Origin of the sequence: Pseudomonas sp. 29, assembly GCF_002754355.1 — a bacterium.
GTDB classification, from domain to species: Bacteria; Pseudomonadota; Gammaproteobacteria; order Pseudomonadales; family Pseudomonadaceae; genus Aquipseudomonas; species Aquipseudomonas neuropathica.
In genome coordinates, this window is sequence record NZ_PEEY01000001.1 from 6,324,989 (window position 1) to 6,339,133 (window position 14,145).

The 14,145-nt window shown below is 60.1% G+C and carries 9 protein-coding genes; 6 read left to right on the top strand and 3 right to left on the bottom strand.

The annotated features are described in order from the left end of the window. The first annotated feature begins 163 nt into the window (after positions 1-163). Genes mexE through CLU80_RS29385 form a run of 3 tightly spaced genes read left to right on the top strand, consistent with a single transcriptional unit; the run spans position 164 to position 6,030 of the window. Entirely contained in the window at positions 164-1,417 is a 1,254-nt protein-coding gene (gene mexE / locus CLU80_RS29375; protein WP_093431287.1) for a multidrug efflux RND transporter periplasmic adaptor subunit MexE, read from the top strand. 15 nt (positions 1,418-1,432) lie between these two features. Further along, positions 1,433-4,612 (top strand): efflux RND transporter permease subunit, encoded by a 3,180-nt coding sequence (locus CLU80_RS29380; RefSeq protein WP_099759239.1) that lies wholly within the window; start codon positions 1,433-1,435, stop codon positions 4,610-4,612. Beyond that, positions 4,609-6,030 (top strand): efflux transporter outer membrane subunit, encoded by a 1,422-nt coding sequence (locus CLU80_RS29385; RefSeq protein WP_099759240.1) that lies wholly within the window; start codon positions 4,609-4,611, stop codon positions 6,028-6,030. The genes CLU80_RS29380 and CLU80_RS29385 overlap by 4 nt, the downstream gene beginning before the upstream one ends. A 195-nt stretch (positions 6,031-6,225) precedes the next feature. Here CLU80_RS29385 and CLU80_RS29390 read toward each other — a convergent pair whose 3' ends face one another. From CLU80_RS29390 to CLU80_RS29400, 3 genes are read right to left on the bottom strand one after another with little or no spacing between them, the layout of a single operon-like run. After that, a complete protein-coding gene (locus tag CLU80_RS29390; RefSeq protein ID WP_099759241.1) occupies positions 6,226-7,191 on the bottom strand; it encodes an HlyD family secretion protein in 966 nt (321 codons plus the stop codon). Between the two features lie 4 nt (positions 7,192-7,195). After that, positions 7,196-7,396, bottom strand: a complete 201-nt coding sequence (locus tag CLU80_RS29395; protein WP_007914938.1) for a DUF1656 domain-containing protein — start codon at positions 7,394-7,396, stop codon at positions 7,196-7,198. Further along, on the bottom strand, positions 7,386-9,521 hold the full coding sequence (locus CLU80_RS29400; protein WP_099759242.1) for an FUSC family protein: 2,136 nt from the start codon (positions 9,519-9,521) through the stop codon (positions 7,386-7,388). Before CLU80_RS29400 ends, CLU80_RS29395 begins: the two co-directional genes overlap by 11 nt. 170 nt (positions 9,522-9,691) lie before the next feature. On the opposite strand from CLU80_RS29400, the gene CLU80_RS29405 reads away from it, so the two are divergent. The 3 genes from CLU80_RS29405 to CLU80_RS29415 all read left to right on the top strand — a co-directional run bounded on the left by CLU80_RS29405 (position 9,692) and on the right by CLU80_RS29415 (position 14,048). Beyond that, positions 9,692-10,747, top strand: a complete 1,056-nt coding sequence (locus tag CLU80_RS29405; RefSeq protein WP_093431275.1) for a tetratricopeptide repeat protein — start codon at positions 9,692-9,694, stop codon at positions 10,745-10,747. Positions 10,748-10,878: 131 nt separating this feature from the next. Next, a complete protein-coding gene (locus tag CLU80_RS29410; RefSeq protein WP_093431272.1) occupies positions 10,879-12,381 on the top strand; it encodes an ATPase domain-containing protein in 1,503 nt (500 codons plus the stop codon). Beyond that, on the top strand, positions 12,378-14,048 hold the full coding sequence (locus CLU80_RS29415; protein ID WP_099759243.1) for an ATP-binding protein: 1,671 nt from the start codon (positions 12,378-12,380) through the stop codon (positions 14,046-14,048). Before CLU80_RS29410 ends, CLU80_RS29415 begins: the two co-directional genes overlap by 4 nt. Positions 14,049-14,145: the final 97 nt, after the last annotated feature.

Here is a 14,145-nt window from a genome sequence, read left to right on the forward strand (position 1 = left end):
CCACCAAGTAGATTGATAGCCACCTAACGAAAGGTGCATGCTAGAGGGCTCGTTCGGGTCTTATATCATTCCGAATGATAGTTACCTTTGCTTCATTCGATTCGTGCCATCACACCCCGCCGAGCATCATCCGCCCATCTTCAATACATTGGCGGATGCATCCATGGAACAGTCACTCAAACATTTGCGCTTCCCGTTGGCCATGTTGGCCGTACTGGTGATGAGCGCCTGCGGCAAGACTCCGGAGACTGCCGCCACTATGCCCGCTGCGAAAGTCAGCGTGGCCAAGGTGCTCGAGCAACCGGTCAACGAGTGGGACGAATTCACCGGGCGCCTCGAAGCGCCGGAAACCGTTGAAATCCGTCCACGGGTCTCCGGCCAGATTGATGACGTCGCTTTCACTGAAGGCGCACTGGTCAAGAAAGGCGACCTGCTGTTCCAGATCGATCCGCGTCCATTCCAGGCTGAGGTACGCCGCCTCGAAGCCCTGGTCGCCCAATCCCGCGCCAACGCCACCCGCAGTGAAAACGAAGCCGGTCGTGGTGAACGCCTGCGTGCCAGCAACGCCATTTCCGCCGAACTGGCTGACTCGCGCACCAGCGCCGCTCAAGAAGCCCGCGCCGCCGTCGGTGCCCTGCAAGCGCAACTGGATCTGGCCAAACTGAACCTCAGCTTCACCCGCGTCACCGCGCCGATCAGTGGCCGCGTCAGCCGTGCCGAGATCACCGCCGGTAACCTGGTGACCGCCGACACCACGCCGCTGACCAGTGTGGTTTCCACCGACCGTGTTTATGCCTACTTCGACGCCGACGAGCGTGTGTTCCTCAAATACACCCAACTCGCCCGTAACGGTCAGCGCGGCGCGACCACCCCGGTGTACATGGGCCTGTCCAACGAAGACGGCAACCCGCACCTCGGTCAGATGAACTTCGTCGATAACCAGGTCAACCCGAAAACCGGCACCATCCGTGGTCGCGCGGTGTTCGACAACAGCGATGGCACCTACACCCCGGGCCTGTACGCACGCCTGAAACTGGTCGGCAGCGGCACCTACAACGCCATGCTGATCAACGATGAAGCGGTCGGCACTGACCTGGGCAAGAAGTTCGTATTGGTGATGGATGCGGACAACAAAACCGCGTACCGCGCCGTTGAACTGGGTCCGAAGATCGAAGGCCTGCGCATCGTCCGTACCGGCCTGAACAAGGACGACACGATCATCGTCAAGGGTCTGCAACGGGTTCGTCCTGGCTCCCCGGTTACCCCTGAAGTGGTGCCGATGGCCAGCGAACAGACCATCGCGGCACTCGCTCAACAACGTCAAGCGCTGGAAGCCAGCAACCTGCCCAAAGTCGCTCCTGCCAAAGGCGCGTCTGGTTCGGTTGTGAAGCTGGCCGCTACGACCCCACGCGGTTAAGGGACGACAACTCCGATGAATTTTTCCCAATTCTTCATTTCACGGCCGATCTTCGCAGCGGTGCTGTCGCTGTTGATCCTGATCGCCGGTGCAATCTCGCTGTTCCAGCTACCGATCAGCGAATACCCGGAAGTCGTGCCTCCTACCGTGGTGGTACGTGCCAACTTCCCGGGCGCCAACCCTAAAGTCATCGGTGAAACCGTGGCCGCTCCGCTGGAGCAGGCCATCACCGGCGTCGAGAACATGCTGTACATGTCCTCGCAGTCGACCGCCGACGGCAAGATCACCCTGACCATTACCTTCGCCCTGGGCACTGACCTGGACAATGCGCAGGTGCAGGTGCAAAACCGGGTGACCCGTACCGAGCCGAAACTTCCCGAAGAAGTGACGCGCATCGGTATCACCGTCGACAAAGCGTCGCCCGACCTGACCATGGTTGTGCACTTGACCTCCCCGGACAAGCGCTACGACATGCTCTACCTGTCCAACTACGCAATCCTCAACATCAAGGATGAGCTGGCTCGTCTGAACGGTGTTGGTGATGTGCAGTTGTTTGGTATGGGCGACTACTCGCTGCGTGTCTGGCTTGACCCGAACAAGACCGCTTCGCGCAATCTGACGGCGACTGATGTGGTCACCGCAATTCGTGAACAGAACCGTCAAGTCGCGGCCGGTCAACTCGGTGCGCCTCCTGCCCCGAATGCCCAGAGCTTCCAGCTGTCGGTCAACACTCAGGGCCGACTGGTCAGCGAGGAAGAGTTCGAGAACATCATTATTCGCGCAGGCGACAACGGTGAAATCACTCGACTCAAAGACATCGCTCGCGTCGAGCTGGGCTCCAGCCAATACGCGCTGCGTTCGTTGCTGGACAACCAGCCGGCAGTGGCCATTCCGATCTTCCAGCGCCCAGGCTCCAATGCCATCGACATCTCGAACGAAGTTCGCGGCAAGATGGACGAGCTGAAGAAAAACTTCCCGCAAGGCATGGATTACAGCATCGTCTATGACCCGACGATCTTCGTGCGAGGCTCGATCGAGGCGGTGGTTCACACCCTCTTCGAAGCACTGATTCTCGTGGTGCTGGTGGTGATCCTGTTCCTGCAAACCTGGCGTGCCTCGATCATTCCGTTGGTTGCAGTGCCGGTGTCGTTGATCGGTACGTTTGCGGTGATGCACCTGTTCGGCTTCTCGCTCAACGCTTTGTCGCTGTTCGGTCTGGTACTGGCGATCGGTATCGTGGTGGACGACGCCATCGTGGTGGTGGAGAACGTCGAGCGCAATATCGAGCTCGGATTGAATCCGGTCGAAGCCACCAAGCGCGCCATGCGTGAAGTGACCGGCCCGATCGTTGCCACGGCTCTGGTGCTGTGTGCGGTGTTCATTCCGGCGGCGTTTATCTCCGGCCTCACCGGGCAGTTCTACAAGCAGTTCGCACTGACCATTGCAATCTCGACCGTGATCTCGGCGTTCAACTCGCTGACCCTGTCGCCAGCACTGGCCGCTGTGTTGCTGAAAAGCCATGACGCACCGAAAGACCGCTTCTCCAAAGTGCTCGACAAGATCTTCGGTGGCTGGTTGTTCCGTCCGTTCAACCGTTTCTTCGACCGTGCCAGCCATGGTTATGTCGGCACCGTGCGCCGGGTTATCCGTGGCAGCGGCATCGCCCTGCTGCTGTACGCAGGCTTGATGGTGCTGACCTTCTTCGGTTTCTCCAGCACCCCGACCGGTTTCGTACCCGGCCAGGACAAGCAATACCTGGTGGCTTTCGCGCAGTTGCCGGACGCTTCTAGCCTGGATCGCACCGAAGACGTGATCAAGCGCATGTCCGACCTGGCGCTGAAACAGCCTGGCGTGGAAAGCGCCGTAGCGTTCCCGGGCTTGTCGATCAACGGCTTCACCAACAGCCCGAACGCCGGCATCGTCTTCGTGACCCTGAAACCGTTCGACGAACGTAAAGATCCGAGCATGTCCGCCGGTGCGATTGCCGGGGCCTTGAACGGCCAGTACGCGAACATTCAAGAGGCGTACATGGCGATCTTCCCGCCACCGCCGGTACAAGGTCTGGGCACCATTGGTGGTTTCCGCCTGCAAATCGAAGACCGGGGCAACCTGGGCTACGACGAGCTGTACAAAGAGACCATGAACATCATCAACAAAAGCCACAGCGTGCCGGAACTGGCCGGGCTGTTCACCAGCTACACCGTGAACGTGCCTCAGGTCGATGCCGCCATCGACCGTGAAAAAGCCAAGACTCACGGCGTGGCTGTCAGCGACATCTTCGACACCCTGCAGATCTACCTGGGTTCGCTGTATGCCAACGACTTCAACCGCTTCGGGCGCACCTATCAGGTCAACGTTCAGGCCGAACAACAGTTCCGCCTCGAATCCGATCAGATCGGTCAGCTGAAAGTACGCAACAACAAAGGCGAAATGATCCCGCTGGCGACCTTCATCAAGGTCAGCGACACCTCGGGTCCGGATCGCGTGATGCACTACAACGGCTTCATCACTGCAGAAATCAACGGCGCGGCTGCCCCGGGCTACAGCTCCGGCCAGGCCGAGAAAGCCATCGAGAAACTGCTGAAGGATGAACTGCCAAACGGCATGACCTACGAGTGGACCGACCTGACTTACCAGCAGATCCTGTCCGGCAACACCGCGCTGTTCGTGTTCCCGCTCTGCGTACTGCTGGCGTTCCTGGTGCTCGCCGCTCAATACGAAAGCTGGAGCCTGCCACTGGCAGTGATCCTGATCGTGCCGATGACCCTGCTGTCGGCCATCACCGGCGTGATCATCTCGGGCGGTGACAACAACATATTCACCCAGATCGGCTTGATCGTACTGGTGGGACTTGCCTGTAAGAACGCGATTCTGATCGTCGAGTTCGCCAAGGACAAACAGGAAGAAGGCCTCGATCCGCTCGCGGCGGTACTCGAAGCCTGCCGTCTGCGTCTGCGGCCGATCCTGATGACCTCCTTCGCGTTCATCATGGGTGTGGTGCCACTGGTGTTCTCCAGCGGTGCCGGTGCCGAGATGCGTCACGCCATGGGTGTGGCGGTGTTCTCCGGCATGCTCGGGGTGACCTTCTTCGGTCTGTTGCTGACCCCTGTGTTTTACGTACTGATCCGTAACTTTGTCGAACGCGGCGAAGCCCGCAAAGCGGCCAAAGCTCTGAAACTGGAGGCGCAACAATGAGTCTGAAAGTCTTCCTGCCGAGTCTGCTGGCGCTGGCCCTCAGCGCCTGCGCCGTCGGCCCCGACTACAAGACCCCAGCCACGGAGGCAGCCAATATCACGGCCGCCACCGACGGCGCCGCCGGGCAAAAGAACTTCGACCGTTCTAAATTCGAAGGCATCTGGTGGCAGCAATTCGACGATCCGACCCTCAACCAGTTGGTGACCCAATCACTGCAAGGCAACCGTGAACTGCGCGTGGCGTTCGCCCGCTGGAAAGCCGCCCGGGCGATCCGCGACGACGCCAGCAACGATGCGATGCCGACCATCACCAGCCGCGCCAGCAGTGATCTGGCCAAGGGGCAAATCCCTGGCCAGACCACCGACCGAGTCAATAGCGAACGCTATGACCTCGGTCTGGACATGGCCTGGGAGCTGGACCTGTTTGGTCGCATCCAGCGCAATCTGGAAGCCAGCGACGCCGACCAGCAAGCGGCCGAAGCCGATCTGTACCAACTGCAAGTCACCATGATTGCCGAACTGGTGGACGCCTACGGTCAACTGCGTGGTGCGCAACTGCGCGAAAAGATCGCCGTGGCCAACCTGAAAAACCAGGAAGAGTCGCGCAAGATCACCATCAGCCTGCGAGACGCCGGTGTCGGTGATCAGCTCGATGTCGAGCGCGCGGATGCGCGTCTGGCCAACGTTGAAGCCACTGTGCCGCAATTGCAGGCTGAACAGGTTCGGCAGAAAAACCGAATCGCCACCCTGCTCGGTGAGCGTCCGGACAAGCTGACCGTTGATCTGAGTCCAAAAGACTTGCCGGCGATTGCCAAGGCCTTGCCGATTGGTGATCCGGGCGAACTGCTGCAGCGTCGTCCGGACATTCTCAGCGCCGAACGCAAACTGGCTTCGGCCACGGCGCGTATCGGCGTGGCGAAAGCCGATCTGTTCCCACGGGTCAGCCTCAGCGGCTTCCTCGGCTGGACGGCCGGGCGTGGTTCGCAGATCGGTTCCTCGGCGGCCAACGCCTGGGCACTCGGCCCGAGCATTACGTGGGCAGCGTTCGACCTTGGCAGCGTGCGCGCGCGTTTGCGTGGCGCCGATGCTGATGCCGAAGGCGCATTGGCGACTTACGAGCAACAAGTGCTGCTGGCACTGGAAGAATCGGAAAACGCCTTCAGCGATTACGGCAAGCGTCAGCAACGCCTGATCTCGTTGATCCGTCAGAGTGAATCAAGCCGCAAGGCTGCTGACCTGGCTGAAATCCGCTATCGCGAAGGCACCACGGACTTCCTCGTACTGCTCGACGCTCAGCGTGAACGTCTGAACGCCGAAGACAGTCAGGCCCAGGCCGAAGTCGACCTGTATCGCGGCATCGTCGCGATCTACAAGGCCCTTGGCGGCGGCTGGCAACCGGAGACTGTCGCCAGCAAGTAATCGATTGTTAAAGAGCTCCTTTGGTTGGCCGCAACCAACCAATTTTTTTGCCCCGCGTATCATTCGGTCGCGGGGCTTTTTTTATTTTTGATCAATGAAATCTTGTGGCAGCGAGCCTGCTCGCGAATGCGGTGTGTCAGGCGACACCATCGGGGCTGTTCCATTGCTTTCGCGAGCAGGCTCGCTCCCACAGGGTTAACGGTGTTCTTCAGATTGGGTGTTTTCCAGCACGGTGACGGTCGCTGTGGTACCCGCACGCAAGCGATTTTTGCCGGTGTAGTCGCCATCGATCTCGATCCGTACGGGCACCCGTTGCGCCAGTTTCACCCAGGTGTAACTCGGGTTGATGTTGGCCAGCAGCCGGCTGCCCGGTGCGTTTTCGCGGTCGGCAATGGCGAAGGCAATGCTTTGCACCGTGCCGCCGAACGTCTCCCCGCTCATCAATTGCACGCGTACCCGATCGCCCTCGCCGATTCGTGGCAGCTTGGTTTCTTCGAAATAACCACTGACGTAGAACGAGTCACTGTCGACCAGCGCCAACAAAGCACCGCCGCTCACCGCATAGTCACCCTCACGGGTCAGGAGGTTGGTCACGTAACCGCTGACTGGGGACTCGACGCGGGTGCGCTGCAAATCCAGTTCGGCCTGGGTCATTGCGGCAATCGCCAACTGCACGTTCGCCTCTGCGAGGCCGAGATTGGCTTGATTGCGCAGCAGATCCGCCTGGGCCACCGCCACATCGGTACTGGACTTCTCCCACTCCTCCCCGGAAATCGCAAAACCCTGCTTGAGCGTACGCCGCCGACGCTCTTCGCTTTGCCGCTGCTTGAGCAAGGCTTCACTGGCAACAATGGCCGCTTGCGACTGCCCCAGCGTTGCCTTCGCCACTTCCACCGAACGTCGCGAGTGCTCTACCGCCAGGCGGTAGCGCGCCGGGTCGATCTCCATCAACAGCTGCCCCTTCTGCACATGCTGGTTGTCCTGCACCGCCAGACTGACAATACGCCCCGACACATCCGCCGACAGCGTCACCACGTCTGCCCTGACCCGGGCATCGCGAGTCCATGGCGCGCGCGTGTAATGTTCCCAGGCGAACCAGCCGAGGACGATCGCCAGCAGCACCACCGCCAATGTGATCAATCGCGTGAATAGCACTTTCAAGGCATCAGGCTCCCATCAGCAAAATCAGCGTGGCACACACACAGGCATACAAGGCGCCCTCGAACAGCGCCTCATGCCAGACCAGACGCAACACGCCCAAACGCCGCAATCCCCAGTCCAGCAGCATGAATATCGGGATGGCCAACAATAGCGCCTGAGCAATGGGCGGCAGATAGACACCGCCAATCTCGAAATCAATGGGCAAGGGCTGCTTCTCCTTCCGGAACAGAATGCTGGATGGCGTCACCGTGGCGCTGCAGGAATGACACCACGATCAGCAGGGCCACGCGCATACGAAACAGCGACCACACATGCTCATGGCTGGCGACGTGCAGTTCATCCAGCTCGTCGCCCAATGTGTGTAGCGTGGCCAACAATGGCGCCAGTTGAACGTCCTGCCGCCCGGCGACAAAGCGCCCGGTCTTGCGCACGGCCGAAGCCAGACGCTGATTGAAAGCGTCCGTCAGCAATGCATTGTTGTGTGCCTGCTGCCTCAATTGATGCATCGCTACACCCAGAGCTACGCAAGCCAGACTGATTTCATACAGTTGCTGCATGGGCCGGCTGTTCACCGCCGGCAGCAGGCCGAGCATGCTGGTCAGGCGATCGACCATGCGGCTTTCAAAGGCAAACTGTTGCTCATCGGTCGCGGGGGCTTTGGTCAGCGCATACACCTGCTCGCGCGCTTCGTTATACAAACGGCGAAGGCGCCACGCCGGGCGAAACGGGAAAATCCACGCATAAACGATCAGGGCAAGCATGGCCGCACTGACATAGGCGCCGGCAAATTCGAACCATTGAATCGCGGTGTTCTGCCCGGTACCAACATTCTGCGGACCGAGCATCAGGAAACTCGACAACCCCAGCCCCATGCCGATGCCTGCCGTCGCCGGGCTGGCCAGACCGATCGCGATCACATACAGCAGCGGCGCCAGCAGCATTGCCAGCAGCTCGAAATCACTGATCGCCGGCACCAGCATGAATTGATAGAACGCCGAGACCACCAGCGCCAGCCCCAGGCCACGGGCGTAACTCTGCGCGGCCATCAGCGGGCGCGGGAACGTTGCCATCAGCGAGCAGAGGATTCCGACCAGAATCATCCCGCCCCGCGCGCCGTCCCACGCGGTTTCGATCCAGATCAATCCGGCGACCAGCAGCGCGGTAAACGCACGGATCGCATTCATCGACGCCAGGGTGAAATCCAGATGCAGAGGGCTGACCTGACCGCGATAAAGACAACTGGCCTCACGCCCTTCCTGAATCGCATCGCTCAGTTCAAGGATTTGCTCCAGTTGCTGCAGCAGCCGCGCCTGCTCCCAGCGCAGCGCCCAGGCCAGCGAGCGCAAGGTGGCGCTCATGTTTTCAGTCAACTGCTCGGCCTGATACGCCAACGCCTCGAACTGTTGTTGCAACTTGACGAAGTGCTGGCGTGCGGCTTCGGGCAGCGCTCGCCCCTGCTCCGCCAACTGATCAAGCAGCGCCAGCTCTTCGGCGCGCAAGCGCTGGATGTCCAGCGGCAGATCGCCTTCCCAGCGTTCGGTAAGCAGTTCGCGCTGATGACGTAATGCGGTCAACCGAGAGGTCAGCAGCATCAGTTGGTTGCCCAACAGCAGCACCAGATGGCTGGCGCTGCGCAAGCGCGGCGCATCGAAATACAAGTGCCGCCGCAGGCCTTCAAGGGCGCTGATCTCGCCGAGCAGTTGCATTTGCCGGCGCTGGAACTCCGCTTCGCTTTCCTCCGTGCGAAGCACTGCCGCAGCATGGCTGGCGGCCAGTTTGATCACCTGATCGACTTTGGCGAAATACCCCTTGGCCACCGCTTGCGGCCGCGCCGTCAGCAGACTGACCACACATACACACGCCACGGCCAGCAAGGTTTCCGTGACGCGGGTTACCGCCAACAGAAACGTGCCGTCCTGGTCGGGAATTGCCAATAGCGCCACGACCACAGCGGTGTAACCACTGAGCACAAACGCTTGCGAGCTGGTGTAGCGCAGCAACGTGCCGCCGGCCGTGCACAGCGCCAGCCACAGGGCCAGGGTGGTAATGAATGGCAGCGGGGCCTGGGGAAAGATCGCCATGATCACTACTGCCACCGCTGCCCCAAGCGTCGTGCCGATCACCTGGCCGAAACTGCGTGCCAGCGCCATCCCGGCCAACGGCTGGCTGACAATGACCACCGCCATGATCGACCACTTGGGCTGATCGAGATCGAACAGAAACGCCAGATACAGCGTCAGCAACCCCGCCGCAATGGTTCGCAGGGCAAACAACAGGACGGCCTGACCAGGGTGAATAACGGCCTTGAAGTAATTGAACAGGGCTTGCATGGGCACACTCATCGAAGCGACTTCTGCAAGCGTAGACACTGCAACGAAAGACTGACGGGTAACTGAGTCGACGCAGTTTGTAGGGCGATTCGCATGCAAGAGTTTGACTCATGGCCGAAGCTGACCGAAGCTTGCCGCTCTGCTCAAGAACGCCTGTTTCGGAAACCTGCATGCCTCAGTCTCGCCGCTACTTGCTTATCAGCCTGGGCCTTGTGCTTGTCGTCATTGTCGCGTGGTTGTCCGTGCGCAGTACCGTGCCGGTCATACCCGATGCGATCAAACACGGCTATAGCGAGGCGTTGGATGCCGCGCGCAAGGGTCAACCGGGCGCGGCGCGTCAGTTGTATCAGCAACTGGGCCGTCCGGACATTTCGGTCAAGCGCCGCGTGTGGCTGCATGGCGAGCTGCCTAACTACCCGAGTCCACAGGCGTTGAAGCTGGCCGACACAGACCTGCAAAACGAATCCCCCGCCGTGCGGCTGGCGGCGATCAAAAGCGTGGTCGGACTGGTGCCGGGCGGGCAACGAAGCCTGTTGCTCGGGCCAATGCTCGAGGATGAGGATCAAACTGTTCGCTTCGCCGCGATCAACGCCCTGCTCGGCTTGACCCCGGATGAGCTGGGGCTGTATTTCGCGCCGCTGCAACAAGCGATCGACGGTTGGGAGCAAACGCTCAAGGCACTGCCGGAAAGCGCTGCCAACTACGCGCAACTGGCCCGACTGCATCTACACAACGCCGAACTCAAAGAGGCACAGGTCGCGCTTGAGAATACCCTGCGCATGGAACCCGGCAATCTGCAGGCGCTGGTGATGCAGATCGATGTCCTCGATCGCCAGGGCCAAACCGATGCCGCCCGCCAATTGCTGGGCCAACAACTCAAGGCACAACCTGACTCGGCTTATCTGCAACATGCCTTGGGCCTTTGGCTGTTGCACCACGATCAGCGCGAATACGCCCTGCTCGGTTTGTCCAAAGCCGTGGAGCTTGAGCCGGACAACAAGGATTATCGCTACGACCTCGCCACCACCCTGCACAGCGCCGAAGAACTGGAAGCGGCGCAGAAGCAATTGCAGGAAATCGTCCAGCGCCACCCCGCCGACCGCAAGGCGCGGGTCTTGCTGATCAATTACTGGAAGGAAAGCGGACAACTGCAGAATGTGCAGATCCTGCTGGCGCAACTGGAGCAGCTGAACCCGGATGATCCTGAGTTACAGCAAGGCCTCTGAAGTACTTTTGACCGCTCGTTGGACACATCCGGCAAGGAATTTCGGAACTGCCATCACGCCATAGGGTCAAGTTAATCAGGCCGCTCAATTAGTTGGCGGCCTCGCTTCCCTTAGTCATGAGAGGGCATTTTTTGTCTACTTCTAACGAGTTGATCAGTGCGAAAGCCGCTACCGGCATTGTGGGTCTGGATGACATCCTGGCCGGTGGTTTGTCTCGCGGTCATGTTTTTTTGCTGGAGGGTGAGCCCGGAACCGGCAAAACCACGGTCGCGTTGCATTTCCTCTTGGCCGGCGCGAAAGCCGGCGAACGCTCGTTGTACATCACGCTCTCGGAAACCGAGCGCGAACTGAGGCAAGGGGCGTCGTCCCACGGCTGGACGCTGGATGACAACATCAAGATCTTCGAGCTGACGCCCCCGGAAAGCCTGCTCAATGCTGAGCACCAACAGAGCCTGCTGTATTCCTCCGACCTGGAACTGGGCGAAGCCACCAAGCAGATTTTCGAAGCGGTCGAACGCTTCAAGCCCACGCGTGTGGTGCTCGACAGCCTGTCGGAGATCCGCTTGCTGGCGCAGAGTTCGTTGCGTTATCGCCGCCAGATTCTGGCCATCAAGCATTACTTTGTGCGCTACAACGCCACGGTACTGCTGCTTGACGACCTGACCACCGAATCCCTCGACAAAACCGTGCACAGTGTGGCCCACGGGGTGATCCGCCTCGAAGAGCTGACGCCTAACTACGGCGCCGAGCGGCGACGCGTGCGAGTGGTCAAGTACCGAGGCCAGAAATATCGCGGCGGTTTCCACGACTTCACCATCATGGGCGACGGCGTGCACGTGTTCCCGCGCCTGGTGGCGGCTGAACATCGTGGCGACTATGCGCGTTTGCAACTGTCCAGTGGCATCCCGGAAATGGACGCCCTGCTCGGCGGCGGCATCGAGACCGGCTCCAGCACGCTGATTCTCGGCCCTGCCGGTACCGGTAAATCGCTGATCTCGATGATCTTCGCCGCCGCTGCCGTGCTCCGTGGCGAGAAAGCCGCACTGTTTATCTTTGATGAAGAACTGGGCCTGCTGTTCGAGCGCATGAAAAACATCGGCATCGACCTCAAGGCCCTGCAGGCGACCGGCAATCTGTTGATCGAACAGGTCGACGCCGCCGAACTGTCACCGGGCGAGTTCTCCCACCGCGTGCGCCGCTGTGTCGATGAAGGTCAAATCAAAACCGTGGTTATCGACAGCATCAACGGCTATCAGGCAGCAATGCCGGAAGAAAACGCGCTGGTACTGCACATGCACGAACTGTTGCTGTACCTGAACCGCAAAGGCGCGGCGACGTTCATGACGGTTGCCCAGCATGGTCTGGTCGGCGACATGCAAGCGCCGGTCGACATTACTTATCTGGCTGACACGGTGATTCTGTTGCGCTACTTCGAAGCACTAGGCAAAGTCCGCCGCGCGATCTCGATCATCAAGAAACGCACCGGCAGCCACGAATCGACCATTCGTGAATACCGCATTTCCACGCAAGGCATGACCATCGGCGAACCGCTGGAAGCCTTTCAGGGCGTACTGCGCGGTGTCCCGACATACCTCGGCGCGAGTAATCCGTTACTGCAGGAAGAGCGCTTGTGACGGTTCAAGTGCCGCTGGCCGAACGGGCGCTGATTCTGGCGCCCGTGGGTCGCGACAGCCAGATTGCGCTGATGATCCTCAACGAGGCGGGTTACGGCGGAGTCGTCACGCCAAGTCTGGGTGCGCTGTGCAAGGAAATCGAAATCGGTGCCGGCCTGGTGCTGGTCGCCGCCGAAGCCTTGCGCGGGCCGGAACTGGAAGCGCTGTTCCTGTATCTGGAAGAGCAACCTGCCTGGTCGGATCTGCCGATTGTGCTGTTGACCCATCACGGCGGTCAGGAACAGGGCCCCTCCTCACGCCTCAGCGATCTGCTGGGCAACGTGACGTTCCTTGAGCGACCGTTTCATCCGGCGACGCTGGTCAGTATGGTTTCCGCCGCATTGCGCGGCCGCCGACGACAATACGAAGCCCGCGACCGGCTGATCGATCTGAGTGAGAGCGAACGGCGCCTGCAGTCGACTCTGGAAACCCTTGAGCAACAGGTCGAAGAGCGCACCGCACAACTGCGCCACAACGAAGAAGCGCTGCGCCAATCACAGAAAATGGAAGCGGTCGGCCAACTCACCGGTGGTATCGCCCACGACTTCAACAACATGCTCACTGGCATCATCGGCAGTCTTGAGTTGTTGCGTCGACGTTTGGCCCGTGGTCGCACCGATGACCTCGACAGCCTGATTGATCTGGGCGTGACTTCGGCCAACCGTGCCGCCGGCCTGACCCATCGCCTGTTGGCATTTTCCCGTCGGCAGTCGCTCGATTCAAAAGCCGTGCAGATGAACACCCTGGTGCAGTCCATGGGCGAGTTGCTGCAACGCAGCCTCAACGAAAGCATTCAGCTGGACATGCGCCTCAACGACAATCTGTGGGTTGCGGAGGCGGATCCCAATCAACTGGAAAGCGCCCTGCTCAACCTGGTGATCAATGCCCGCGACGCGATGCCCGACGGCGGCAAACTGGTGGTCGAGACTAGCAACCAGGTGCTCAAGCGCGAATTCACCGAGGCCTACAACAACCTCGAACCCGGTGATTACGTGATGCTCAGTGTCACCGACAACGGCAGTGGCATGCCTCAAAGTGTCGTCAACCGTGCGTTCGATCCGTTTTTCACCACCAAACCGATCGGCCAGGGCACGGGACTGGGCCTGTCGATGATCTACGGTTTCAGCAAGCAGTCACGCGGCCATGTCTCGATCGACAGCGAGATCGATGAAGGCACCACAGTGAGACTGTACTTGCCGCGCTTTCGCGGCGAAGAACTGGCCAGCCCCGTCGCCGATATTCCGCAATTGCCGGATGCGCTTGACGGCGAAACCGTGCTGATCGTCGAAGACGACCCGGCCGTGCGCGTGCTGGTTTGCGCGGTACTCGGTGAGTTGGGTTATGCCTTTGTCGAGGCCTGGGATGCTGACAGCGCGGTGCCGATTCTGAACTCGACGCAGCGCATCGATCTGCTGATCAGTGATGTCGGTCTGCCGGGCATGAACGGTCGGCAACTGGCGGAGGTTGGTCGACAATATCGGCCAGGTCTGAAGGTCCTGTTCATCACCGGATACGCCGAGCACGCGGCGGTGCGTGGCGGGTTCCTCGATTCGGGGATGCAGATGATCACCAAACCGTTCACGTTTGACCTGCTGACCGCCAAAGTGCGGGAGATGATCAAAAGCTGATAATACTGAAACTGCAGGAGCTGCCGCAGGCTACGATCTTTTGATGTTGATCGTTAAAAAAGATCAAAAGATCGTCCGATCGCGGCCCGAGCCTGCG

What these genes read in the sequence shown, in the direction of transcription:
- mexE (WP_093431287.1), top strand. Translation starts at nt 164, where the DNA reads ATGGAACAGTCACTCAAACATTTGCGCTTCCCGTTGGCCATGTTGGCC.
- CLU80_RS29380 (WP_099759239.1), top strand. Translation starts at nt 1,433, where the DNA reads ATGAATTTTTCCCAATTCTTCATTTCACGGCCGATCTTCGCAGCGGTG.
- CLU80_RS29385 (WP_099759240.1), top strand. Translation starts at nt 4,609, where the DNA reads ATGAGTCTGAAAGTCTTCCTGCCGAGTCTGCTGGCGCTGGCCCTCAGC.
- CLU80_RS29400 (WP_099759242.1), bottom strand. Translation starts at nt 9,521, where the DNA reads ATGCAAGCCCTGTTCAATTACTTCAAGGCCGTTATTCACCCTGGTCAG.
- CLU80_RS29405 (WP_093431275.1), top strand. Translation starts at nt 9,692, where the DNA reads ATGCCTCAGTCTCGCCGCTACTTGCTTATCAGCCTGGGCCTTGTGCTT.